24 protein-coding genes and 1 riboswitch are annotated in these 24,128 nt (G+C 62.6%); of the genes, 13 read left to right on the forward strand and 11 right to left on the reverse strand.

Annotated elements, in window-relative coordinates; translation table 11 throughout:
• Positions 1-66: 66 nt before the first annotated feature.
• Positions 67-1,194, reverse strand: a complete 1,128-nt coding sequence (gene hppD, locus ACQ4WR_RS11550; RefSeq protein ID WP_436487353.1) for a 4-hydroxyphenylpyruvate dioxygenase — start codon at positions 1,192-1,194, stop codon at positions 67-69.
• Positions 1,195-1,319: 125 nt separating this feature from the next.
• Between hppD and ACQ4WR_RS11555 the strand changes: the two genes are divergently transcribed.
• Positions 1,320-1,844 carry an Lrp/AsnC family transcriptional regulator gene (locus ACQ4WR_RS11555; RefSeq protein WP_092798605.1) on the forward strand — a complete coding sequence of 175 codons (525 nt, stop codon included), beginning with the start codon at positions 1,320-1,322 and terminating at the stop codon, positions 1,842-1,844.
• On the opposite strand, the gene ACQ4WR_RS11560 is transcribed toward ACQ4WR_RS11555, so the two are convergent.
• The 4 genes from ACQ4WR_RS11560 to ACQ4WR_RS11575 are packed head-to-tail and all read right to left on the reverse strand — an operon-like array spanning position 1,845 to position 6,406.
• Entirely contained in the window at positions 1,845-2,567 is a 723-nt protein-coding gene (locus tag ACQ4WR_RS11560; protein WP_436487354.1) for a GNAT family N-acetyltransferase, read from the reverse strand.
• Complete coding sequence (locus ACQ4WR_RS11565; RefSeq protein ID WP_436487356.1) at positions 2,564-3,676, reverse strand: tRNA nucleotidyltransferase/poly(A) polymerase-related protein; 1,113 nt, start codon at positions 3,674-3,676, stop codon at positions 2,564-2,566. The genes ACQ4WR_RS11560 and ACQ4WR_RS11565 overlap by 4 nt, the downstream gene beginning before the upstream one ends.
• A gap of 12 nt (positions 3,677-3,688) precedes the next feature.
• On the reverse strand, positions 3,689-4,405 hold the full coding sequence (locus ACQ4WR_RS11570; RefSeq protein WP_102297512.1) for a glutathione S-transferase family protein: 717 nt from the start codon (positions 4,403-4,405) through the stop codon (positions 3,689-3,691).
• A gap of 12 nt (positions 4,406-4,417) precedes the next feature.
• Positions 4,418-6,406, reverse strand: a complete 1,989-nt coding sequence (locus ACQ4WR_RS11575) for a lytic transglycosylase domain-containing protein (protein WP_436487358.1) — start codon at positions 6,404-6,406, stop codon at positions 4,418-4,420.
• Positions 6,407-6,438: 32 nt separating this feature from the next.
• On the opposite strand from ACQ4WR_RS11575, the gene ACQ4WR_RS11580 reads away from it, so the two are divergent.
• On the forward strand, positions 6,439-7,038 hold the full coding sequence (locus ACQ4WR_RS11580) for a 5-formyltetrahydrofolate cyclo-ligase (protein WP_495542684.1): 600 nt from the start codon (positions 6,439-6,441) through the stop codon (positions 7,036-7,038).
• Positions 7,039-7,053: 15 nt separating this feature from the next.
• Here ACQ4WR_RS11580 and metF read toward each other — a convergent pair whose 3' ends face one another.
• From metF to metK, 4 genes are all read right to left on the reverse strand, one after another.
• Complete coding sequence (gene metF / locus ACQ4WR_RS11585) at positions 7,054-7,884, reverse strand: methylenetetrahydrofolate reductase [NAD(P)H] (protein ID WP_436487361.1); 831 nt, start codon at positions 7,882-7,884, stop codon at positions 7,054-7,056.
• A complete protein-coding gene (locus tag ACQ4WR_RS11590; RefSeq protein ID WP_102297501.1) occupies positions 7,871-8,227 on the reverse strand; it encodes a phage holin family protein in 357 nt (118 codons plus the stop codon). The genes metF and ACQ4WR_RS11590 overlap by 14 nt, the downstream gene beginning before the upstream one ends.
• A gap of 188 nt (positions 8,228-8,415) precedes the next feature.
• Positions 8,416-9,840, reverse strand: coding sequence for an adenosylhomocysteinase (ahcY, locus tag ACQ4WR_RS11595; protein ID WP_436487363.1), 1,425 nt, complete (start codon positions 9,838-9,840; stop codon positions 8,416-8,418).
• A gap of 24 nt (positions 9,841-9,864) precedes the next feature.
• A riboswitch (S-adenosyl-L-homocysteine riboswitch) is annotated at positions 9,865-9,933 on the reverse strand.
• Positions 9,934-10,055: 122 nt separating this feature from the next.
• Complete coding sequence (gene metK / locus ACQ4WR_RS11600; protein ID WP_102297496.1) at positions 10,056-11,222, reverse strand: methionine adenosyltransferase; 1,167 nt, start codon at positions 11,220-11,222, stop codon at positions 10,056-10,058.
• Positions 11,223-11,410: 188 nt separating this feature from the next.
• Between metK and ACQ4WR_RS11605 the strand changes: the two genes are divergently transcribed.
• The 3 genes from ACQ4WR_RS11605 to dapF are packed head-to-tail and all read left to right on the forward strand — an operon-like array spanning position 11,411 to position 14,027.
• A complete protein-coding gene (locus ACQ4WR_RS11605) occupies positions 11,411-12,280 on the forward strand; it encodes a lysophospholipid acyltransferase family protein (RefSeq protein WP_102297493.1) in 870 nt (289 codons plus the stop codon).
• A complete protein-coding gene (locus ACQ4WR_RS11610) occupies positions 12,277-13,152 on the forward strand; it encodes an LpxL/LpxP family acyltransferase (RefSeq protein WP_436487366.1) in 876 nt (291 codons plus the stop codon). The genes ACQ4WR_RS11605 and ACQ4WR_RS11610 overlap by 4 nt, the downstream gene beginning before the upstream one ends.
• A gap of 11 nt (positions 13,153-13,163) precedes the next feature.
• Positions 13,164-14,027 carry a diaminopimelate epimerase gene (gene dapF, locus ACQ4WR_RS11615; RefSeq protein ID WP_436487368.1) on the forward strand — a complete coding sequence of 288 codons (864 nt, stop codon included), beginning with the start codon at positions 13,164-13,166 and terminating at the stop codon, positions 14,025-14,027.
• Positions 14,028-14,062: 35 nt separating this feature from the next.
• Here dapF and ACQ4WR_RS11620 read toward each other — a convergent pair whose 3' ends face one another.
• A complete protein-coding gene (locus ACQ4WR_RS11620) occupies positions 14,063-15,574 on the reverse strand; it encodes a tetratricopeptide repeat protein (RefSeq protein WP_436487370.1) in 1,512 nt (503 codons plus the stop codon).
• Between the two features lie 410 nt (positions 15,575-15,984).
• On the opposite strand from ACQ4WR_RS11620, the gene ACQ4WR_RS11625 reads away from it, so the two are divergent.
• The 8 genes from ACQ4WR_RS11625 to ACQ4WR_RS11660 all read left to right on the forward strand — a co-directional run bounded on the left by ACQ4WR_RS11625 (position 15,985) and on the right by ACQ4WR_RS11660 (position 23,369).
• Positions 15,985-17,004, forward strand: a complete 1,020-nt coding sequence (locus ACQ4WR_RS11625) for a porin (protein ID WP_102296403.1) — start codon at positions 15,985-15,987, stop codon at positions 17,002-17,004.
• Positions 17,005-17,183: 179 nt separating this feature from the next.
• Positions 17,184-17,861, forward strand: coding sequence for a DUF484 family protein (locus tag ACQ4WR_RS11630; RefSeq protein WP_436487372.1), 678 nt, complete (start codon positions 17,184-17,186; stop codon positions 17,859-17,861).
• A 7-nt stretch (positions 17,862-17,868) separates the two neighbouring features.
• Positions 17,869-18,816, forward strand: a complete 948-nt coding sequence (locus ACQ4WR_RS11635) for a tyrosine recombinase XerC (protein WP_436487373.1) — start codon at positions 17,869-17,871, stop codon at positions 18,814-18,816.
• A gap of 150 nt (positions 18,817-18,966) precedes the next feature.
• Entirely contained in the window at positions 18,967-20,067 is a 1,101-nt protein-coding gene (locus ACQ4WR_RS11640; RefSeq protein WP_436487375.1) for a CobW family GTP-binding protein, read from the forward strand.
• 482 nt (positions 20,068-20,549) lie between these two features.
• Positions 20,550-21,002 carry an RNA polymerase-binding protein DksA gene (dksA, locus tag ACQ4WR_RS11645; RefSeq protein WP_102296410.1) on the forward strand — a complete coding sequence of 151 codons (453 nt, stop codon included), beginning with the start codon at positions 20,550-20,552 and terminating at the stop codon, positions 21,000-21,002.
• Between the two features lie 222 nt (positions 21,003-21,224).
• Positions 21,225-21,761, forward strand: a complete 537-nt coding sequence (gene hslV / locus ACQ4WR_RS11650; RefSeq protein ID WP_099665794.1) for an ATP-dependent protease subunit HslV — start codon at positions 21,225-21,227, stop codon at positions 21,759-21,761.
• Between the two features lie 42 nt (positions 21,762-21,803).
• The gene (gene hslU, locus ACQ4WR_RS11655; protein WP_102296417.1) at positions 21,804-23,156 is read left to right on the forward strand and encodes an ATP-dependent protease ATPase subunit HslU; all 1,353 of its coding nucleotides are present in this window, start codon (positions 21,804-21,806) and stop codon (positions 23,154-23,156) included.
• Between the two features lie 18 nt (positions 23,157-23,174).
• The gene (locus ACQ4WR_RS11660; protein WP_102296413.1) at positions 23,175-23,369 is read left to right on the forward strand and encodes a hypothetical protein; all 195 of its coding nucleotides are present in this window, start codon (positions 23,175-23,177) and stop codon (positions 23,367-23,369) included.
• An 87-nt stretch (positions 23,370-23,456) separates the two neighbouring features.
• On the opposite strand, the gene ACQ4WR_RS11665 is transcribed toward ACQ4WR_RS11660, so the two are convergent.
• Complete coding sequence (locus tag ACQ4WR_RS11665; RefSeq protein ID WP_436487377.1) at positions 23,457-24,071, reverse strand: outer membrane protein; 615 nt, start codon at positions 24,069-24,071, stop codon at positions 23,457-23,459.
• Positions 24,072-24,128 lie beyond the last annotated feature (57 nt).

Consider the following 24,128-nt stretch of genomic DNA (forward strand, 5'->3'; position numbering starts at 1 on the left):
GACATTACTGGCCCCAGCCGTAGATCGGCTTAGCCGGAACGGCGTAAGCCGACAAACACCACCAGCTTACGCCGCGCTCGTATCTTTCAGCACGCCGCGCTTGATCTGATCCAGCTCGATCGACTCGAACAGGGCGCGGAAGTTGCCTTCGCCGAAGCCCTGGTCGCCCTTGCGCTGGATGATCTCGAAGAAGATCGGGCCGATCACCGTCTGCGTGAAGATTTGCAGCAGCAGTTCGCGTTCGTTTTCCGTGCTGTGGCCATCGATCAGGATGCGCAGCCGGCGCAGTTCTTCCAGCTGCTCGCCATGGTTCGGCAGGCGGCGGTTGACCAGCTCATAGTAAGTTTCAATCGTGTCCTGGAAATCGATACCCGTATCGCGCATGCCTTGCACGGACGCGTAGATATTGTCCGTGCCCAGCGCGATATGCTGGATGCCTTCGCCGTGGTACTGATCCAGGTATTCGGCGATCTGCGACTTGTCATCCGACGATTCGTTGATCGGGATGCGGATCTTGCCGCATGGCGAAGTCATGGCTTTCGACTTCAGACCCGTATGCTTGCCTTCGATGTCGAAGTAGCGCACTTCGCGGAAGTTGAACAGGCTTTCATAGAAACCGGCCCATTCCTTCATGCGGCCACGGTGCACATTGTGCGTCAGGTGGTCGATATACGTCAGGCCATGGCCGACGGGGTTGGCGACGGCGCCGGGAATGGCGACGAAGTCGACGTCATAGATGCTGATGTCGCCGATGCCGCCTGGTGCGGCCGCGTCCGGCTTGTCGGCACCCTTGCCGCGCCAGCGGTCGACGAAGTACAGCAGGGAATCGCCCACGCCCTTGATGGCGGGAATGTTCAGCTCCATCGGGCCGGTTTTATTGTCGAAACCCCAGGCGCCCAGTTCCAGCGCGCGGCGGTAGACGAAGGCCGCGTCATCGACACGGATGGCGATGGCGCACACGGACGGACCGTGATGACGGGCAAAACGTTGCGCGAACGAATCTTGTTCGGCATTGATGATGAAATTGATGTCGCCCTGGCGGTACAGGGTCACATCCTTGTGGCGGTGGCGCGCGATGGCCGTGAATCCCATGTTCTCGAACAGCTTGCCCAATGCTTTTGGGTCTGGTGCTGCATACTCGACGAACTCGAAACCATCGGTACCCATCGGGTTATCCCAAGGCTGAAATTGCATGATGTCTCCTCCAAGAAGTAGCGCACAGTATAGGCGCGGTCTGTGGGCATTAAATGCCAAAGATCTCCCGAACAATCATGATTTGCGCAATAATATTGCGTGAAACAAGATCCTCCGGAGGAAGCATGAGCAAAATTACGCTGGATAAAACGGACCGCAAGATCCTCGCCGTCCTGCAGGCCGATGGCCGCCTGTCAAACCAGGACGTGGCCGAGCAGGTCAGCCTGTCGCCGTCGCCATGCTTGCGCCGCGTCAAACGGCTGGAGGAAGCGGGCGTGATCCGACAGTACGTGGCCCTGCTTGACCCGGAAAAGATCGGCCTGGGCTTGCTGGCCTACGTCAATGTGCGCCTGGAAAAGCACAGCGACGCCACCGCGCACAGCACGGCGCGGGTGCTGGCGCCGAATCTGGTGACGAATACCTCGCCGCGCGCCGACTTCGCCGTGGCCGTGGCGCAATGGCCGGAAGTGGTGGCCTGCTATGCGATGACGGGTGAAATGGATTATCTGCTGCGCGTGCACGTGGAAGACATGGAGCACTTTTCGCGCTTCATGATGGCGACCCTGCTGCGCCACCCGGCCGTGCTGGACGTGAAATCGAGCTTTGCGCTGCAGCGCATCAAGGATACGACGGCCCTGCCGCTGGTGTAATCAGTCCGCGGGCGGAGGTGGCGGCGGCGCTGCCGGCTTGCTCTTCTTGCGGCCCGGCAAGCGGTCCCACAGCTTGGACGCGGCGCGCGCATTCGCCTTGAAGGTGTAATCGAACATGGCGAACTGCTCCTGCACGGCTTCCTGCAGCATGCTGCTGGGGTTCGGCGGCAACAGTTTCAAATACGCATCGGCTTCGCCATAGTCGCGCTGGATTTCCATGCCCGCCTTCTTGGCGATATGCATCATCGTCTTGTTGGACGATAGGCAATGCATATACAGGGTATCGACATCGTTGTTGCGGCAGTGAATCGCCGCCCGCTCGAACAGTTTGGAACCGACGCCCATGCCGCGCATGGATTTCGATACCGACACGCCAAACTCGGCCACCTGCTCCTTGTCCGTCACGACGCTTTTCGCCGGCGACGTGGCTTTCGGCGCGAAGGCCAGGTGCCCCACGCCCACCAGCTTGAACAGGCTGTTGTAGACGCCGTAGACCATGTCGCGCGAAAAATCCATCTTCTGCACATACTGCGCCACGAGTTCATCGGGCAAGGCGCTGCCGAAGCGCAGCAGGCGGTCGCTTTTTTCCAGGCTCAGAAAATGCTTCATCATGCGGCGCCGGTCGCGCTCGTGCAACTGCTTGACGAGCACGCTCGGACGCCCGCCACCGCTACGGCTGAGCCAGCGGCGAAACGGGTTCTGGAACAGTTTGGGCAGGGTCATGGCCGTTCCGTGCTGCTGATCACGTTCATGACAGCCTCGACCCGCGCCGCATGGATCACGGCAGGAATGCGTTTCGGCTCGTGTGCGCACGCTTGTGCCAGCGCTCCCGCATCGACGCCGCGCACGGCCGCCAGCATCGTTTGCAGCCAGGCGGACTGTGGAAACGCGGAATCGTCTGCCTGCACATCGCAGGCGATGGCGTCCAGCATCTGCACGAAACGCTGCGGCTTGCGCAAGCCGTCGCAGCGTTCGCACAAACTCACCAGTTCTTCGGCGCCCAGGGCCAGCGCACCGGCGACCACCGCCTGCTCGCGCGCCGCCATCACGGCCAGCTCGCGGCAATCGTTGGGCACGCGCAGGCGCTCGCTGAGCGCATTGATCTGCGCCACCGGCACGGCCAGCATCAGCACGGCAAAGCGCACGCACAGCTCGTGGCCCGCGCCGGCCGCACGGTCGATCACTTGCAGCAGCTGCGCGTCGACCTGCAGTTCCGGCACGATGCGCGCCAGGGCGCCGCATTCCTGCAACACCGCCAGCATGCGCGACGGTCGCGCCTCCATCAAGCCTTTCGCCACTTCCTGCCACACGCGCTCGGCCACCAGGGCGTCGACTTCGCCGTTGGCCACCATCTGGCGCATCAGCGCCATGGTGGCCGGCGCAACGGTAAAGGTGTCGAAACGGGCGGCAAAGCGCGCCAGGCGCAGGATGCGCACGGGGTCTTCGCCAAACGCGTCCGAGACATGCCGAAACACTTTATTCTGAATATCCGCGATACCGCCGAACGGGTCCGTCAAGGTGCCGTCCTCGGCTTGCGCGATGGCGTTGATGGTCAGGTCGCGCCGCACCAGGTCTTCTTCCAGGGTGACGTCGGGCGCCGTGTGGAAGACAAAGCCCCGGTAGCCGGGGGCCGTCTTGCGCTCCGTGCGGGCCAGCGCGTATTCTTCCTGCGTCTTCGGATGCAGGAAAACGGGAAAATCCTTGCCGACGGGGCGAAAACCCTGGCGCAGCATGTCGTCGGGCGTGGCGCCGACGACGACATGGTCGTGGTCTTTCACGGGCAAGCCCAGCAGTTGGTCGCGCACCGCGCCACCGACCGTGTATATCTTCATAACATTCTTTTCTTAGTCAGGCAGTTCCGCGTCGTGCTTGGCGGCCACTTCCGTCTCGGCCAGCGCTTCCGTGATCCAGCGGGCCACGGCAGGGTGCGCCTGCACGCGCTCGCAATACGCGTTCAGGGCCGGCGCCAAACTCACGCCATACGTACGGAAACGCATGACGACGGGGGCGAAATACGCATCGGCGATGGAAAAATCGCCAAACAGGAACTGGTGGTGGCCAAAGCGCGACAGGCACTCTTCCCAGATCTCGCTGACGCGGCCGATGTCGGCCTGCGCGGCGGGCGTGCGGCCCCGGCCTGGCAGTTTTGCCTTGATATTCATCGACATGGCCGTGCGCAAGCCGGCGAATCCGGAATGCATTTCCGCGCAGACACTACGCGCCATGGCGCGCGCTGCCACGTCCTGCGGCCACAAATGCTTGTCCGGAAACTGTTCGGCCAGGTATTCGCAGATGGCCAGGCTGTCCCAGATCGTCATTTCGCCGGCCAGCAGCACGGGCACCCTGCCGCAGGCCGAGTATTCGGCGATTTTCGTCGCCGTGTCCTGCTGGTCGAGCAAGACGCGCACTTCCTGGAACGGGATGCCGAACGCCGTCATGGCCACCCACGGCCGCATCGACCACGACGAGTAATTCTTGTTGCCGATGATGAGGGTCAGACCTGGCTCGCGCGCGGCGGCCAGGGCTTGCGTCAAACTGGGATCAAGGATGGTGGTTTGCATGCTCGGCACTCTTTAGTTGGATGATGGCAAATCGGCCGCGACGGCGCTGTTTTTCGGACCCACGGTGCCCAGGCGCGCCTTCAGCGACTGCGGGCTTTTCTCGAACAAGGCCGCGTAATAGGTGGCATTGGCCATCACGTTTTTCACGTAGCCGCGCGTTTCCGTGTAGGGAATGATCTCGGCAAAGACGGCGCCTTCGAGCGGGCGCGTCATGGTGGCGCGCCAGATGCGCAGGCGCCCCGGCCCCGCGTTATAGGCGGCGCTGGCCAGCACTTGCGAGCCGTCCAGGCCGCCAAGCACCATGTTCAGGTAATTGGTGCCCAGCAAGACGTTGGTGCGCACATCGCTCAAGGTTTCCGTGACGAAATCGGTGAGGCCGATCTTCTTGGCCACATAGCGGGCCGTCGACGGCATCACCTGCATCAGGCCGGAAGCGCCCACGTGCGATTGGGCATCCATGATGAAACGCGATTCCTGGCGGATCAGGCCATATACCCAGGCTTTATCCAGGCCCAGGGTTTGCGTGGCCGGATGCATGACGTCGTCGTGCGGCGTCGGGTAGCGTTGCGTGTAGTCCACTTCCAGGCGCGTGCGGTCCGAGGTGTTGACCATGCGGTCAAGCACATTGTTCTGGCGCGCGAATTCGGCGGCCGCCAGGTGCTGGCGGTCCGTCATCGAACGCAATTCCCAGTTCCACTCGCGCGTGCCTTCGAAGCGCAAGCGCATGTTGAAGAACTTCAAGGCCCGCTGCAAGCCCGGATTGGCGGCCATGACGGCAATTTCCGCCGGGCTGACGGGCTGGCCCGGCGGCGGCAAGACCAGGTGGTTGCCCAGCTCTTCATTTGCCAGCAAGCCATAGAAATTCGATTGCCCGCTGATCGTGCGGTACAGGGCGTCCGCCTGCGCGTTCGGGCGGTCCGGCGTTTCCGCCTGTTGCGCGCGCGCCAGCCAGTAGATCCAGGTGGGGTCCGCGCGCAGGGATGCCGGCATGGCCTGGATGGACGATTTGACCACGGGCCAGTTACCTTCGCGCAAGGCGATGCGCGCCTTCCACTGCATCTGCTCCTGGGTCAATGGCGCGCCATTGGTTTTTTGCCAATACTCAAACGCTTCCGGTGCCAGCGAATACGACGCTTGCAGGGCCAGGCTGGCCCAGCCGATGGCCTGCTCCTGCGCCGTCAATTGCCCGCTGGCCTTCTGCAAGGCCGCCACGCCCAGTTTCAGGGTGCTTTTCGCCATGCGGCCCACCGCCACCAGGTACATTTCATGGTCGGCGCGGCTGGCGCCAGCGCCCTTGGCCAGCACCAGCGCCGGCAAATCGATGGCTTGCGCCATCTTCGCGTCCGAGGCGCCCAGCAGCAGCGCGACGCGGCGCGCCGGGCCCGTGGCATTGGTCTGGCCCGCCAGACGGATCTGCGCCCACAGGTCGTTCGTGTCGAACTGGCCATTTTGCGCCAGCGCGGCGATCAGGCTGCCGCACGCTTCGCCGTAGCCAGGCGGCGACACCAGCAGGTTGCGCGCCTCGGGCGCCACGTTCTGCCCCTTGGCGGCGCGCGACATCAGCGCGTAGCACTTGAGCTGGGTATCGTCGTCGAGGGCGAATTGCGGATACTGCTCATCGAAAATAACCCAGTCGCGCTTGCGGCCCAGCTCCAGCAGCCAGTCGTTGCGGAAGCGGTCGGCGATGGCGCTGCCCTTGTAGCGGTTCAGGTAATCGCGAAATTGCGCTTCGCTCAACTGTTTGATGCGCGGTTTCAGCCGATAATAGTCAACATACGAAGGAATCTGGTAATTCGTCAGGCGTGCCGCATAAAAGTCGGCCTTGTCGATATCATCCTTGCGCGCGGCGTCGCGCAACAGCAGGAAGGCATCGTCCTCGCTGCGCGTGTCGGGGGCGGCTGGGGATACGGTGGTCGATACCTGGGCCAGGGCGGCCAGGGGAGAGATGGCCGATGCAACACACAGCATCGTGCCGGCGATCCATTTCAGTGGGGAAATCAATGTACGACTCTCAATCTTAACTTGATGGTGATATGAATAGCGACCCTAGAATAACATGCGATCCGGCTACACGGCCACCCATTGCGCCGCAGGAAAAAGCCGGCTTGCGCAAAGCCTTGCTGACGGCCCGGCGCGCCCTGCCTGACGCCACGCGCGCGCAGTGGGACGCGGCCATCGCGCAGCGCCTGCTGGACTGGTGCGCAGACGAAAATATCGGGGAACTGGGCGTGTACTGGCCCCTGCACGGCGAGCCGGACTTGCACGGCGCGTATGCGCAGCTGGCAGCGCGCGGCGTGGCCTTGTGCCTGCCCGTGGTGCTGGAAAAGCACGCGCCGCTGGCATTTAGCGACTGGACGCCGGGCGAAGCCATGGTGAAAGATGGCATGGGCGTGGCCGTGCCGGCCCGTTTGCGCCTGCGTGCGGCGCCCGCCACCGTGCTGGTGCCCTGCCTGGGGTTTAATGTGCAACGTTTCCGGCTCGGCTATGGCGGCGGCTATTACGACCGTACCCTGGCGGCCACGCCGCGTCCGCGCACCCTGGGCATTGCCTATGCCTGCCTGGCGGCAAGCTTTCCCAACGGCGAATACGACATCGCCCTCGATCACATCGTGACCGAGGGCGACATTTTCTGACGCATCAGACGGCGATTACTTGACCAGGCGCTGCCACAAGGCCGTCGTGGCGGCCGCCTGGTTCATGCTATAGAAATGCAAGCCGGGCGCGCCGCCTTCCAGCAGGCGTTCGCACAAGCCCGTCACCACGTCCAGGCCAAAGGCCTTGATGGACGCGCTGTCGTCGCCAAAGCTGGCCAGCTTCAGCCGCACCCAGCGTGGAATTTCCGCGCCGCACATGTCCGAAAAGCGCATCAGCTGCGTGTAGTTCGTGATCGGCATGATGCCGGCCACGATCGGCACGTTGATGCCCATCTTCTGCGTCTGCTCGACAAACTGGAAATACGCGTCGGCATTGTAGAAGTACTGGGTGATGGCGGCATTCGCACCGGCCTGCACCTTGCGCGCGAACGCGTTCAGGTCGTCCTGCGGCGAACGGGCTTGCGGATGCACTTCCGGATAGGCGGCCACTTCGATATGAAAATGGTCGCCCGTCTCGGCGCGGATGAATTCCACCAGCTCGTTGGCGTAGCGGAACTCGCCCGAGGCGCCGTAGCCGCTGGGCAAGTCACCGCGCAAGGCCACGATACGGTTCACGCCGGCCGCCTTGAAGTCGGCCAGCACGGCGCGGATCGAAGCGCGCGAACCGCCCACGCAAGACAGATGCGGTGCAGCCTGTTCGCCGGCCGCCAGAATCTCGCGCACGGTGTCGAGCGTGCCCTGCTGCGTGGTGCCGCCGGCGCCAAAGGTCACCGAGAAATACTTCGGATGCAATTCAGACAATTTGGCACGCGTGGCGCGCAGCTTTTCCGCCCCTTCCGGGGTTTTCGGCGGGAAAAACTCAATACTGAAATTATGCTTTTCCATCGTCATTACTCAAAAGTAAGGTCGACAGGGCCCAGGAAATGATGCTGTACAGAATGGCACCACCGACGGCCGACCAGAAACTGGCGACATGGAAACCATCGATCATCTGCGCCACCAGCCAGAACATGAAGCCGTTGATGACCAGGATGAACAGGCCCAGCGACAGGAACGTCACGGGCAGGGTCAGCAGGATCAGCAGGGGACGGATCAGCGCATTGACCAGGCCCAGCACGGCAGCGGCCAGCAGCGCGGTCCAGCCGCTGCTCATCGTCACCGAGTGCATCAAATAAGGAACGGCAAACAGGGCTGCCGCATTGATAAACCAAATCAGTAGCAAGCGCATTTCTCTAGCCTGTCAAAGAAAGTCAGGCCGGCAACAGCCGGCACAAAAGATATACCGATCAGTCTTGTTGCCTCAGGAACCGTAGCGAGCGGATGCGCGGCGTGGCCGAGAAGCGCAGCTGTCCGAAGGTACAGCGAGCATCGCCGGCCGCGCCCCGCGCCGCGCAGTAGGTTCATGAGGCAACCATCTTAGTAGCGGTAGTGCTCTGGCTTATAAGGGCCTTCTTGACGCACGCCGATGTAGTCGGCTTGCTCTTGCGTCAGTTCCGTCAGCTGCGCATTCAACTTTTTGAGTTGCAAACGGGCGACTTTTTCATCCAGGTGTTTCGGCAGGGTGTACACGCCGACCGGGTAGTTGGCCGTGTTCGCGTACAGTTCGATCTGCGCGATCGTCTGGTTGGCGAACGACGAGCTCATCACGTACGACGGGTGGCCCGTGCCGCAGCCGAGGTTGACCAAACGGCCTTCGGCCAGCAGGATGATGCGGCGGCCCGACGGGAAGATGATGTGATCGACTTGCGGCTTGATGTTTTCCCACTCGTATTGTTTCAACGAAGCGACATCGATTTCATTGTCGAAGTGACCAATATTGCAGACGATGGCCTGGTCTTTCATGCGCGTCAGGTGATCGTGCGTCAAGATGTGATAGTTGCCGGTGCAGGTGACAAAAATGTCGCCGTGTTCGCACGCGTAATCCATGGTCACGACGCGGTAGCCTTCCATCGCCGCCTGCAGCGCGCAGATCGGATCGACTTCCGTCACCCACACTTGCGCCGACAGCGCGCGCATGGCTTGGGCCGAACCCTTGCCAACGTCACCGTAGCCGGCGATGACGGCCACTTTACCGGCGATCATCACGTCGGTGGCGCGCTTGATGCCGTCGACCAGCGACTCGCGGCAGCCATACAGGTTGTCGAACTTCGATTTGGTGACGGAATCGTTCACGTTGATCGCAGGGAAAGCCAGCTTGCCTTCCTTGTGCATCTGGTACAAACGGTGCACGCCGGTCGTCGTTTCTTCCGTCACGCCGAGGATTTCCGGCAGGCGCTTCGAGTACCAGGTCGGGTCAACCAGCAGACGCTGCTTGATCGAGTTGAACAGACAGATTTCCTCTTCCGAACCGGGGTTCGCCAGCACCGACAGGTCGGTTTCCGCGCGCACGCCCAGGTGCAGCAGCAGGGTGGCATCGCCGCCATCGTCGAGGATCATGTTCGAGTAGACCGCCTTGCCGTCCACGTTCGGCCATTCGAAGATGCGGTGCGTGTATTCCCAGTAGTCGTCCAGCGACTCGCCCTTGACGGCGAAGACGGGCGTGCCGGCGGCAGCGATGGCGGCGGCGGCGTGGTCTTGCGTCGAGTAAATGTTGCACGATGCCCAACGCACTTGCGCGCCCAGTGCTTCCAGGGTCTGGATCAGCACGGCGGTCTGGATCGTCATGTGGATGGAACCGGTGATGCGCGCGCCTTTCAAAGGCTGCGCTGCCGCGAATTCTTCGCGGATGGCCATCAGGCCGGGCATTTCCGTTTCAGCAATCTTGATTTCTTTGTCGCCCCATGCGGCCAAGGTGATATCGGCGATGGTGTAGTCGTGTTGCGATTTGAGTACGGCGTTCATCACGCCCTCCTTTCAGTTGAAAAAGGTACGTGAGCGCGGTTGCAGGATATTCCGAGCCTGGCGAATTTCTTCGTCGCAACGCTCCTCGGACACGGGAGTTTAACATCGGCAAGGCCGGCGCGCCAGCCTGTTCGCCATGCATTGCCGCGTAACAACACATAAAAAAAGCGCCCGCGGCCAGAGGCCGGGGCGCTTTTCTTGCAAGTCGAACTAGATTACTTCAGGCCGGCGGCGTCGCGCAGCAGCGCGACCTTGTCCGTGCGCTCCCACGTGAATTCCGGCTCTTCGCGGCCGAAGTGGCCGTAGGCGGCGCTCTTCTGGTAGATCGGGCGCAGCAGGTCGAGCATTTGCACGATGCCTTTTGGACGCAGATCAAAGTGCGCCAGCACCAGCTTGGCGATTTCCGTATCCGGAATCACGCCCGTGCCTTCCGTGTAGACGGTGATGTTGATCGGCTTGGCCACGCCGATGGCGTAGCTGACCTGCACCTGGCACTGGCGCGCCAGGCCGGCGGCAACGATGTTTTTCGCCACGTAACGGGCCGCGTAGGCTGCCGAACGGTCGACTTTCGACGGGTCCTTGCCCGAGAACGCGCCACCGCCATGCGGCGCCGCGCCACCGTAGGTGTCGACGATGATCTTGCGGCCGGTCAGGCCGCAATCGCCTTGCGGACCGCCGATGACGAAACGGCCCGTCGGGTTGACGAGGAATTTGGTGTCGGTCAGCCATTCGCGCGGCAGGATCGGCTTGATGATTTCTTCGATGACGGCTTCTTCGATCTGCGAATGCGAGATTTCCGGCGCATGCTGGGTCGACAGCACGACGGTGTGCACGCCAACCGGACGGCCGTCGACGTAGCGCAGGGTCACTTGCGATTTCGCATCCGGACGCAGCCATGGCAGACGGCCATCCTTGCGCAGCTGCGACTGGCGCTCGACCAGGCGGTGCGCGTAGTGGATGGCGGCGGGCATCAGCTCGGCCGTTTCATCGCAGGCGTAGCCAAACATCAGGCCCTGGTCGCCAGCGCCTTGATCCAGGTCAATGCCCGCACCTTCATCGACGCCTTGCGCGATGTCCGGCGACTGCTTGTCGTAGGCCACCAGCACGGCGCAACCCTTGTAGTCGATGCCGTATTCCGTGTTGTCGTAGCCGATGCGTTTGATGGTTTCGCGCGCAACTTGAATATAATCCACATTGGCGTGCGTGGTGATCTCGCCAGCCAGCACCACCAGACCGGTGTTGCACAGGGTTTCGGCAGCCACGCGGGCCGCTGGATCCTGGGTCAGGATGGCGTCAAGGATGGCGTCGGAAATTTGATCGGCAACCTTGTCGGGATGGCCTTCCGAAACGGATTCGGAAGTGAAGAGATAGTCGTTTGACATTGCAAGCTCCTGATTACTATGTGAATGTTCTGTCGCAGTAAAGAGGATTTTGCCTGCGACGCTTTAGCGATATTTATATTCCGCTTCGCAAGTTGTCTATTAACTCAGCGGTTACTGCATACGTGGTATTTTACGCTTCTTAAAAAATTTTGGCACGGCAACACGCCATTCCTGGAACCAGCTCATTCATGTTAGTCCCTATTTTCCGCTTTTTATCCCGTTTTCCCTTGCCCGTCCTGCATGGCCTCGGCGCCGTGCTTGGCTGGGTGATTTACGCCATTTCCCCGTCCTACCGGCGCCGCATGCGCGAGAACATGCAAGGTGCGGGGTTTTCGCAACACTTGCACACGGCCGTGGCCGAAGCGGGCAAGAGCGTGCTGGAATTGCCGTTCATCTGGTGCGCGCCGGCCGAGCGCGTGGCGCGCCATGCCACCGTGGAAAACTGGGAACTGGTGGAAAAAGCGCTGCAGCATGGCCGCGGCATTGTCTTCCTGACACCACACCTGGGCTGCTTTGAAATCGTCGCCCAGCAAATCGCCCTGCGCACGCCGCTCACCGTGATGTACCGCCCGCCCAAGCGCGCCGCATTGAAACCGCTGATCGAAGGGGCGCGCGCGCGCGAAAACCTGATGCTGGCGCCGGCCAATATGTCGGGCGTGCGCATCTTCGCCAAGTGCCTGAAGAAGGGCCAGCCGATCGGCCTGCTGCCCGACCAGGTGCCGCAGGAAGGCGAAGGCGTGTGGGCCGATTTCTTTGGCCGCCCTGCCTATACCATGACCCTGCCGGCCAAGCTGGCGCAGATGGGCGGCGCCGAAGTCATCATCACCTACGCGGAACGCCTGCCGGGCGGGCGCGGCTACGTCGTGCATTTCGTGCCGTTCACCGAGTCGCTCGACAGCACCTCGGCCGAGCAGGCGCGCACCATCAACGCGGCCATGGAGCAACTGATCGCCCGCAGCCCCGCGCAATACCTGTGGAGCTACAACCGCTACAAGGTGCCGCGCGGCGCGCCGCCACCGACATCCGCCAGCGCCGAAGCTGCCAAGGAGCCGGCATGAGACTGCTGATCGCCTTCATGTGGCTGCTGCACTGGCTGCCCCTGCCCATTCTCGGGCGCTTCGGCGTGGCCGTCGGCAGCCTGCTGTTCATCGCCATGCCCACGCGGCGCGCCATCGCCCTGACGAACTTGCGCCTGTGCATGCCGGAACTGACGGAAGCCCAGCGCGTGGCCCTGGCGCGCCAGCATTTCCAGGCGTATTCGCGCAGCGTGTGGGAACGCAGCATCCTGTGGTGGTCGTCGGAAGCGCGCCTGAACCGCCTGATCAAAAAGGTGCCCGCCTTCCCGGGCCAGCAGATCGCTGCAAAACCCACCATTTTGCTGTGCCCGCACTTTGTCTGCCTCGACGTGGCAGGCGCCGCCACGGCCATGGAAATTTCCGCCTCTTCGATGTATGTGCAGCAAAAGAACGCCGCCTTCGACCAGGCCTTGCGCAACGGCCGCTCGCGCTTCAAGCCGCCCAAGCTGTTTACGCGCCAGGACGGCATCAAGACGATTCTGCGCGCGCTGCGCGACGGCTTGCCGTATTTCATGCTGCCGGACATGGATTTCGGCGAAAAGGATGCGGAATTCGTGCCCTTCTTCGGCGTCCCGGCCGCCACCCTGACGGCCACGGCGCGCCTGGCGCTGGCCGCCCGCGCGCAGGTGATCCCCGTCATCGCCACCTTCCTGCCCAACTACCAGGGCTGGAAGGTGACGTACTACCCGGCCTGGGATGACTATCCGGGCGACGACATCACGGCCGCCACGCGCCGCATGAACGAGTTCATCGAAGAACGGGTGCGCGAAGCGCCGGCCGAGTATTTCTGGACGCATAAACGCTTCAAGACGCGTCCGGCAGGCGAAGCGTCGTTCTATAACCAGCACAAGTGAAACGCCAGAACATGAAACTGCAATTTACCAAGATGCATGGCGCCGGCAATGACTTCATCGTCATCGATGCCATCAATCAAGAAATCGACTTCACCCCGGCCCAGTGGCAGCGCCTGGCTGACCGCCGTTTCGGCATCGGCGCCGACCAGATCCTCGTGGTGGAAAAGCCGCGCCTGCCCGGCTGCGACTTCCGCTACCGCATCTACAACAACGATGGCGGCGAAGTCGAGCAATGCGGCAACGGCGCGCGCGCCTTCGTCAAGTTCGTCAGCGAAAAAGGCTTGTCGGACAAAACCAGCATCAGCGTGGAAACCATGGCCGGCGTCATCGCGCCGCGCCTGGAACTCGACGGCAGCATCACGGTCGACATGGGCGCGCCCGTGCTGGAGCCAGCACTGGTGCCTTTCAATGCGGCTGGCTTGACGGGCGTGGCCGCGGGTACTGATCTGCTGTGGCCGCTGGACCTGGCCTTGCCGGGCGACGCCGCCACGGTGCTGGTGTCCGTCGTCTCGATGGGCAATCCGCACGCCGTGCAAGTAGTCGACGATGTCGAGGCGCAAGACCTGGACACATCGGGTCCGCTGATCGAGCACCATCCGCGTTTTCCACGCCGGGTCAATGCCGGCTACATGCAGATCGTCGACCGCCATCACGTGAAACTACGCGTATTTGAACGGGGTGCGGGCGAAACCCTGGCCTGCGGCACGGGCGCTTGCGCCGCCGCCGTGGCCGGCATCCGGCGCGGCTTGCTCGACTCGCCCGTGCGCATCAGCGCGCGCGGCGGCGAACTGTCGATCGCCTGGCAAGGCGCGGGCCAGCCCGTGCGGATGACGGGCCCGGCCGTGACCGTGTTCGAAGGCACGATCGAGCTGTAACGCCAACGCCCCTCAGCCGCGCATCGCGGCTGGCATCATGCCGCCTGGAATTGCTGTTCTGATGACAATGGTTCCTGCGGCACATCCTGTTCCGCCAGGTAGCACTTCAGGCGGTACAGGCGCTGGCGGTAATTGCCTTCCGGACCATCCACGCCGCAATCGACGCGCTCGAACAGGCGCACCACCCGGTCGAGCACCTGGCGCTCCTGCGCCGTGCGGATCAGCACCAGGCGCCGCTTGCCGCGGCCATGCGTGGCGCTGATGTCGATCAACAAACAATGTCCCTGGTCGGCCGCCACCACGTCGAGCAGCAAGGCTTCGGCGCGCGACAGGTCAAACCAGCGCGCCAGTTCCAGGCGTGCCGCCAGCAGCGGATGATTCTGTCCCAACTGGCGCAGGTGCGCGCCCGCGTGCGGCACGCTGCCCTGCCCCCAGTCGCCAGGGCTGCCGCGCGGCGCGATCTTCTCCAGCACCGCCTGCGCTTCCGTGCTGCCTTGCGCCTGCGCCTGCAACAGCCAGTAGGCGGCGCGCACATCGCTGTTGACGCCGTCGCGGCGGTTACGCCAGGCATGCATGCCGCATTCGAGCTGGGCCGGGCCATGTCCCAGGTCGGCCGCCCGTTCCAGGCAGGAATGCGCTTCGACCACATTACGCTGGGAAAATTCCGGTTTGGTATAAATGCGCGACAGCACGAACCAGGCTTCGGCCAGGCCCTGTTCGCCCGCCTGCGTCAGCCAGCGCACGGCGCGCTTGAAATTGGCCGCGCCATTGCGCGTGGCCAGGCGCTGGCCATGCGCATCCATGCGCGCATAGCCAAGACCCAGTTCCAGCTGCGCCGCGCGGTCGCCGCCATGCGCGGCCAGTTCGCAGCATTGCCAGCCTTCGGCGCTGCCGCCTGGCGCCAGCGCCTGCGCGCAACGCGACAGCAGCAGCACTTGCTGCGCATCGAGCGCGATGCTGCGCGTGCCCGCGGCGGCCTGGCGCTGCAGCAATTCGCGCGCCAGCGGCAAGCCGTGCGCCAGATAGCCGGCCAGGTCGCCCGCGCTCCACGCCTGTTCGAGTGCCGCATGCTGCGGCGGCGCGTCGCCATGCCCGGCAGCGGTGCCATGCGCCGCGACGGTCGTGCCGGCCAGGCCCGCTTGCCGCGCCAGCAGCCACTGCGCATCGGGCAAGCCGGCGCGTGCCGCCGCTTCCAGTGCCGTGTGCGCCTTGGCGCGCAGGGCGACGCAGCTGTTGACGGCATTGCCCAGCACCAGTTGCGCCAGCACCAGGCCGGCTTGCACCAGGCCCGCGTCAAATGCCTGTTCATAATAGGGCAGCAACGCCGTGGCGGCCGGTTGCGCCACCTCGAACGGTACGTGCGTGCCGATCAGCATGCACGCTTCCTCGCTGTCTTCCTGCGCCGCCCGGGCCAGCCAATGCAAGGCCGTGGGCAAGCTTTGCGGCACGCCCTGGCCAAACAGATACACTCTTCCCAGCGCCAGCTGACAGGCAACGTCACCCGCACGCGCCCCCTTGATCAATCCTAGTGTTTCGCGATTTGCCATCGATTCTCGATATTGAGTCAATGATTCTAATAGTGTTTAGTCTCCAGGCCGATTGCCCGGCCATGTCCATAGTGTACCGTCCTTGTGTCACAAATCTGCCACTGCCCACGCAAGATCTTGATTCAACGCAACAATCGCCGGCCCCAGCCGCGCCAACATAGTGCGTCTCGAATGAAAAGTCAGGGGGAAAAAGGCGCTGGCGGCGCCCGGCGCACCACAATCGCGCGTTACGAAAATACAACAGGGCCATGGATTTATCACGCTTTCCACCAATCTTTTCACGCATATTTGACCAATCCCACACGCCCGGCACGCCGAGGAATTAAGGTTCATTCATCGAAACGCGGTATCTGGCGCCTTTCAATCTGCTCGGATCTCGGACGGAACTCACTTTTAATAGGGAATAAGACATGAAAAAATCACTCGTTGCCCTCGCTCTCTTCGGCGCCTTCGCCGCAACCGCACAAGCGCAGTCATCCGTTCAAATCTACGGCACGATTGATGCTGGCCTGGGCAAGACGACTGGTGAAACCACCAAGGTCACCAAGCGCGACAACAACAAACTGGGCTTCAAGGGTACGGAAGATCTGGGCAATGGCCTGAAAGCCATCTTCCAACTGGAAATCCGCTATGAATCCGATACCGGCACGCTGGAAAGCAATGCCCGTCCGCTGTTCCAGGGCCAAAGCCGCGTCGGCCTGCAAGGCGACTTCGGTACCGTGCGCCTGGGCCGTGGCCTGACCGCCTTCCAGGAATCGAGCACCGGCTTCGAACCATGGTCGGGCATGCCAACGCCGGCCGGCTTCCAGACCGATCTGACCGTGGCTGCCTACAGCAGCGACCCGCTGAGCGCGCCAGGCAACTCGCGTAACCGCTTCTCGAACGCCGTGTTCTACAACTCGCCAGTGTTCAGCGGCTTCCAGATCAATGCCACCGTCGCCGCCAAGGAAGCCAATGGCAACGCCGCCGTCGCAGCCACGGCAGGCAACCGCGCCGTCCCGGCCAATGCCACACCGGACTCGAATCCATATTCGGTTTCGGCCACCTACACCAACACGCAATTCGCCGCCATGGCCGCCTACGAGCGCAATGCCCTGGAAGCCAAGCTGTGGTCGGTTGCGGCATCGTTCAATCCGATCACGGAACTGAAACTGATGGCCTCGTACCAGCATCAGGATGACAGCAACTTCAAGCTGGTCAATACCGACACCAAGGCATGGCTGATCGGCGCCAACTACGACGTCGGCCCAGGCAAGGTTCGCGCTGGCTACGGTCAGAAAACGCCGGACGGCGTGACCAAGACCAAGCAGGCATCGCTGGGCTACGACTACAACCTGTCGAAGCGCACCTACCTGTACGCGGACATCTCGAACCGCAAGGACGCTGTGTCGAAGACCTACATCGGTCTGGGCGTACACCACAACTTCTAATGGCCGCGCCTGTCCCCATCACGGGGGCAGGCTGACCAGGGAAGAACAGGCGGCATGGGCAACCATGCCGCTTTTTTCATGGGCGCGCGGAAAATGCACGGGCAACGCGCCCTTTGCGCCTATGGCGCGGCACTCTCGGTTAGAATTAAGCGTTCATCTTTTACCTTCAGAAGCCATCAATGACCGCCACACTCGATTCCAGCACCGTCGCCCAGTATCTGAGCGAGCATCCGAATTTCTTTGCGGAGCACACCACGCTGCTCGGCGAGGTCAAGCTGAGCAGCCCGCTGACGGGACGCACCATCTCGCTGCAGGAGCGGCAGATGGAAGTGATGCGCGACAAGTACAAGGCGCTGGAACTGCGCATGTCCAAGCTGAGCCGCCTGGCCGAGGAAAATGGCGACATCGCCAGCAAGTTCCACGGCTGGAACCAGGCCATGCTGCAAGTGCGCAACGATGCCGACATGCCGCGCGTGCTGGTCGATGCCCTGCAAAGCAATTTCGACGTGCCCTGCGTCAGCCTGCGCCTGTGGCAAGTGCTGCCGGAACATGCCAACGGCTGGTTCACGGAAGATGTCACGGCCGATGTGCGCATGTTCGCCAACAGCCTGCAAGCGCCGTATTGCGGCAGCAACCGCGATTTCGAAGCCGTGCACTGGTTGCAGGCGGACAAGATCGAATCGACCGTCATGATCGCCCTGCGCGCGCCGAACACCACCGGCACCTTCGGCCTGCTGGTGCTGGGCTCGCCCGACAGCGAACGTTTTACCGCCAGCATGGGCACCGACTTCCTCGTGCATATCGGCGCCACGGCCAGCGCCGCGCTGGCCGCCCTGCGCGCCGGCTCGCCTGCCTGAAAACGCCATGAGCGACGCACGCGGCAAGGCTGACTGGCTGGACGCCTACCTGGCGCAGCTGGCCACGCAGCGCAAGCTGTCGCCGCACACCATCGATGCCTATGGCCGCGACCTGCGCGAATTGCTGGCACTCAGCGGCACTACGCCCTGGACAACGCTGGCGCACAATGAAGTGCGGCGCTACACGGCCAAGCTGCACGGCGGCGGCCTGAACCCGCGCTCGATCGCCCGCAAGCTGTCGTCGTGGCGCGGTTTCTTCAATTGGCTCAGCGGTGAAACGCCGCTCGACGCCAATCCCGTCGACGGCATCCGCGCGCCCAAGCGGGCCAAGACCTTGCCGAAAGCCCTGTCGGTAGACGATGCCGTGCGCCTCGTGGCGCCGGCGCAACACCAGCAGGGCGGCGCCGAACCGGAACAGCTGTGCAACCGCGCCATGTTCGAACTGCTGTACTCGAGCGGCTTGCGCGTTTCCGAACTGACCAGCCTCGATACCCATTACTGCAAGGCGGAAAACGGCCAAGACGCCTCGCTGGGCTGGCTCGATATGGCCAGCTTCGAAGTCGTCGTCACGGGCAAGGGCAGCAAGATGCGCAAGGTGCCGGTCGGCAAGGCCGCGCTCGTGGCCCTGAGTACCTGGCTGGCCGTGCGTCCGCCGGCCGCCGATGGCAGCGCCGCCCTGTTCCTCAGCACGCGCGGCACGCGCATCTCGCCGCGCGTGCTGCAGCTGCGCCTGAAGGCGCACGCGCTGGCCACGGAGATTCCCGCCAACGTGCACCCGCACGTGCTGCGCCACTCGTTTGCCTCGCATGTGCTGCAATCGTCAGGCGACCTGCGCGCCGTGCAGGAAATGCTGGGTCACTCCAGCATCACCTCGACCCAGGTCTACACGGCCCTCGATTTTCAGCACCTGGCGCACGTGTATGACCAGGCACATCCGCGCGCCAAGGCCAAGTAATCACCAGCCGGCCCGGGCATCCCCGTTTGCCGGCCTGATCCAAATCAAGCGCTTCGGCGCCCATTTGCAAGCTTTTGCAAAATTCCGGCATAATCGTCCGCATTCGCCCGCTAGCGCGGCAGCACCACCGACTACAGCATAGGCATTCCCATGGCACTGATCCCCACCACCATCCTCACCGGTTTCCTCGGCGCCGGCAAAACCACCTTGCTCAACCGCATACTGCAGGAAGAGCATGGCATGCGCATCGCCGTGATTGAAAATGAGTTTGGCCAGGAAAACATCGACAACGAGATCCTGGTGCAGGACAGCAACGAGCACATCATCGAGATGAACAACGGCTGCATCTGCTGCACCGTGCGCGGCGACCTGATCGTGGGCTTGACGGAACTGGCGCGCAAGCGCGACGCCGGCTTGCTGGCGTTCGACCGCGTCGTCATCGAAACGACGGGCCTTGCCAATCCCGGCCCCGTGGCGCAAACTTTCTTTGTCGACGAGGAAGTAGGCAGCCATTACATGCTCGACGCTATCCTGACGGTGGTCGATGCCCGCCATGCCATGAAGCAACTGGACGAATACGAGGAAGCCCAGCGGCAGGTGGGCTTTGCCGACAAGCTGCTGCTGTCGAAAACCGATCTGGTCAGTGAAGACGAGGTGGCCGCCCTGACGCGCCGCCTGAAACGCATCAACCCGCGTGCGCCCATCGGCAAGGTCGATTTCGGCCGCGCGCCGCTGGCCGAGGTGCTCGACATCCGCGGTTTTAATTTGAACGAAAAGCTGGAACTGGACCCGGATTTCCTCGCCACCGAAACGGCGCATGTGCACGATCACGACCATGCGCACGAGCACGGCCATGAGCACGGCCACGCGCATGAGCATGAGCATGAGCATGAGCACACCGACGCCTGCGCCACCGATTGCGGCCATGCCAACCACCACCATGCGCAGCATAGCGACGACATCGCCGCCTTTGTTTTCAAGAGCACGCAACCATTCGACAGCGCCAAGCTCGACGAGTTCCTGGGCGGCCTGGTGCAAGTGTATGGCCCGCGCATGCTGCGCTACAAGGGCGTGCTGCTGATGCAGGGCGCCGAGCGCAAGGTGGTGTTCCAGGGCGTGCACCAGCTGATGGGCAGCGACCTGGGCGCCAAATGGGGCGAGAACGAGGTGCGTGGCAGCAAAATGGTATTTATTGGCAAGAATCTACCAAAAGACATTTTTATTCGCGGACTCGAACAATGTTTGGTATAAACTAGCCGGGTTTTGCGAAGTACCCGTTGCAAAGCAGAAACAAAAGGGAAAGTTAAGCACGCTTTCCCGCTGTCTGACACACATCTTGCTGGCATAAACCAACAAGTGGCCGTCTCTGATCGGCTCGTCAACAAATCGGGATGGCAATATAAGGCAAAGCGTGCCAAAATCAGCGACGAAAACGGCCCATGTCGTTCGCCTGTCATGAAATGCTGGCAAACTGCCGCTGGCCGCATGCCAGGCATGCAACCGATCCACCCAACACGCAGGTCGACGCGGTCATAGCGCGGCTGGCATATAGCGGTAAAAAGTTATCAACATGGCAAATGTAGCCGGCCGGTAGTCCTGGCCGCCGCCGGCAAGCCAAGGTCGCACGCAGTACAGCGGGACAGCAATGCCTAGCGGAACCTGTACAGTTGCTCGGCGTCGCCGCAGCAACTGATCAATTTGAAAACTCTGTCGTATCGAAGGTAAGCGAAGTTATGACCAAAACTAATAAATCGACCCCGGCCACCAACCAAGACATCCCTCTCATCAGCGAAGAACAAATTCGCGCCATGAGCGACGATGACTACATGAATCCGGCACAACTGGCATTCTTCAAGGCACGTTTGCAACAGCTTGAAAAAGATCTGTTGAAAAACGCCGGCGAAACCACGGAACACCTGCGCGAAACCGTGCTGGTACCGGACCCGGCCGACCGCGCCACCATCGAGGAAGAGCATGCGCTGGAATTGCGCACGCGCGACCGCGAACGTAAATTGCTGAAAAAAGTCCAGCAATCGATCGCCAGCATCGACGCCGGCGACTATGGCTGGTGCGAAGAAACGGGCGAGCCGATCGGCATCCCCCGCCTGATCGCCCGTCCTACCGCCACCCTGTCGCTGGAAGCCCAGCAACGCCGCGAACTGAAGCAAAAACTCTACGGCGACTGATCGCCGTGCCCGCGCGCAGCCGCCCCGGCGGCCGCGCGCGTGACAAAAAAAGCATGCATCCTTCGGTTGCGTGCTTTTTTTTCGTCCCGCGCCGACTACACTGAAAGCGGGCCCGGCGGCGGCAAGTGGCGCTTGCAATTGCCTTTTCCATCCCCACTTTTGAGACATGGGCGCGCAAGCGCATGGCTTTGCACGCATCGGCACGAATCTTTTGAGGTCACTATGGAACAATTTCACGGCACCACCATCCTCTGCGTCCGGCGCGGCAAGCAAGTCGCCTTGGGCGGCGACGGCCAGGTAACGCTCGGCAACATCGTCATGAAGGGCACGGCCCGCAAAGTGCGCAAGCTGTACCAGGGCAAAGTCCTGGTCGGCTTTGCCGGCGGCACCGCCGATGCCTTCACCCTGCTCGACCGCTTTGAAGGCAAGCTGGAAAAACACCAGGGCAACCTGCTGCGCGCCTCCGTCGAACTGGCCAAGGACTGGCGCACCGACCGCGTGCTGCGCCGCCTGGAAGCGATGCTGCTGGTGGCCGACAGCGAGTCGACCCTGGTCATCACCGGCAATGGCGACGTGCTGGAACCGGAAGACGGCATTGGCGCCATCGGCTCGGGCGGCACCTACGCCCAGTCCGCCGCCAAGGCGCTGCAGGAAAACACGGAACTGTCGCCGGCTGAAGTGGTCAAGAAATCGCTGACCATCGCCGCCGAACTGTGCATTTACACGAATATGTCCCACATCATCGAGACCTTGGACTGAGTCCAGGCACGCCTGAGCAAAGAATAGAAAGCCATTATGATCATGAACATGACCCCGTCGGAAATCGTCACTGAACTCGACAAGCACGTGGTGGGCCAGGCCAAGGCCAAGCGCGCCGTCGCCATCGCCCTGCGCAACCGCTGGCGCCGCCAGCAGGTGGCCGAGCCCCTGCGCCATGAAATCACGCCCAAGAATATCCTGATGATCGGCCCCACGGGCGTCGGCAAGACGGAAATCGCGCGCCGCCTGGCCAAGCTGGCCGAAGCGCCGTTCATCAAGATCGAAGCGACCAAGTTCACGGAAGTGGGCTATGTGGGACGCGACGTCGACACCATCATCCGCGACCTGATCGACATCGGCATCAAGCAGACGCGCGCGCTGGAAATGAAAAAAGTGCGCGCCCGCGCCGAAGACGCGGCCGAAGACCGCATCATCGACATTCTCGTGCCGCCGGCGCGCGATTTCGGTTTCACCGCGAATACGGCGGCGGCCGTGGACAGCGGCAGTGGCGACAGCACGCGCCAGACTTTCCGCAAGCGCTTGCGCCAGGGCGAACTCGATGACAAGGAAATCGAGATCGAGCTGGCCGACGCGGGCGCGCAGATGGAAATCATGGCGCCGCCGGGCATGGAAGAAATGACGGAGCAGATCAAGTCCATGTTTTCCGGCGTCGGCGCGCAGCGCAAGAAGGCGCGCAAGGTCAAGATCCGCGAAGCGTTGAAACTGCTGGTCGAGGAAGAAGCGGCCAAGCTGGTGAACGACGAAGAGCTCAAGCAGAAAGCCATCCAGAACGTGGAGCAGAACGGCATCGTCTTCCTCGATGAAATCGACAAGATCGCCTCGCGTTCGGAAGCGGGCGGCGCCGACGTCTCGCGCGCAGGCGTGCAGCGCGACCTGCTGCCGCTGGTCGAAGGCACCACCGTCAACACCAAGTACGGCATGATACGCACGGACCACATCCTGTTCATCGCCTCGGGCGCCTTCCACCTGTCGAAGCCGTCGGACCTGATCCCGGAACTGCAGGGACGCTTCCCCATCCGCGTGGAACTCGAATCGCTGTCGATCGCGGACTTCGAGCGCATCCTCACCAGCACCGACGCCTGCCTGACGATGCAGTACGAAGCCTTGCTGGCGACGGAAAACCTGACATTGCGCTTCGCCCCGGAAGGCATCACGCGCCTGGCGGAAATCGCCTATGCCGTCAACGAGCGCACGGAAAACATCGGCGCGCGCCGCCTGCATACGGTGATGGAGAAGCTGCTGGAAGAAGTGTCGTTCACGGCCAGCGAAAACAGCAGCAGCACGGAAAACCTGCTGGTGATCGATGCGGCTTACGTCAATGAGCGCCTGGAAGCGTTGTCGGTCAACGAGGACCTGTCGCGCTACGTGCTGTAATCAGGAAGGGGGAAACCGATGGCAAACAAGGCATTGGCGACGCGGCAGAAGATGCAGTTCCGCGTCGAACCCTCGCAAAAACCGCGCAACCCGGTCGCCGCTGCCGCCCTGCAGCGCAGCGCCGGGGCGCACGTGAAAACCGTCTCAGGCCAGCGCCAGCAGGAAAAGCGCCTGCTGGCAAAGCTGCTGATGAAGGTCGACGTCAAAGACTGATCCGGACATATCCATGCCAGGCCGCCCGCGGACACCCCGTTCAAGGGCGTCCGCCATCAGGCCACTGTGTGCCGCGGCATCATCCCCTTAAAAACGGTAGGACGCGCCCAGCGAAAACATGTCGACCTTGGCCGTCTGGCTGCCGTTGTACTTGACCGGCACGCGGTCCCAGTCCAGGTGCAGCGACCAGTTCTGGTTCAGCGCATACGCCGTGCCGATGCCATAGGTCAGGCCGATCTTGCTCTTCTTGTCCGAACCGCCAGCCAGATAATCGACCTTGCCCTGCGTGTAGGCGGCGCCAACGCGCCCGCTCAGGGTAAAGGCGTCGAACTGGTAGCCGAGCACCCCTTGCACGCCCAGGCCCGTGAATTTGCCGCGGCCAGCGCGCTTGCCGGCGCCCGTGTCGAAGCCGGACTTGACCTCGCCGCCCGTGTACCCCACCAGTTCAACCGAAGGCAGGGCCACGCCGCCCTGAAACGGCAGCGCGTTGAAACTGTAACCCACGTATGCCTTGCCGTTGCGCTTGCTGCTTTTGTCGCAATCGCCTTGTGCGGGCACGCAATCGAGGTCGCTGCTGGCGCGAAAGCCATAGCTGGCGCCCGCATAGAAGGGACCCGGCGCAGGCTCGGCGGCCGTGGCATGCAGGGGAGCGATGGCGGCCAGCGCCAGCAGCGCCACTGGAAATTGAAATTTGAAGGACATGGATAACCTCTACAAGTGGATGGATTGCCTGGTTGTAGCGCGCTGCGTGAACCACGC

The organism is Janthinobacterium amylolyticum (assembly GCF_051380655.1).
Taxonomy (GTDB): Bacteria; Pseudomonadota; Gammaproteobacteria; order Burkholderiales; family Burkholderiaceae_D; genus Janthinobacterium.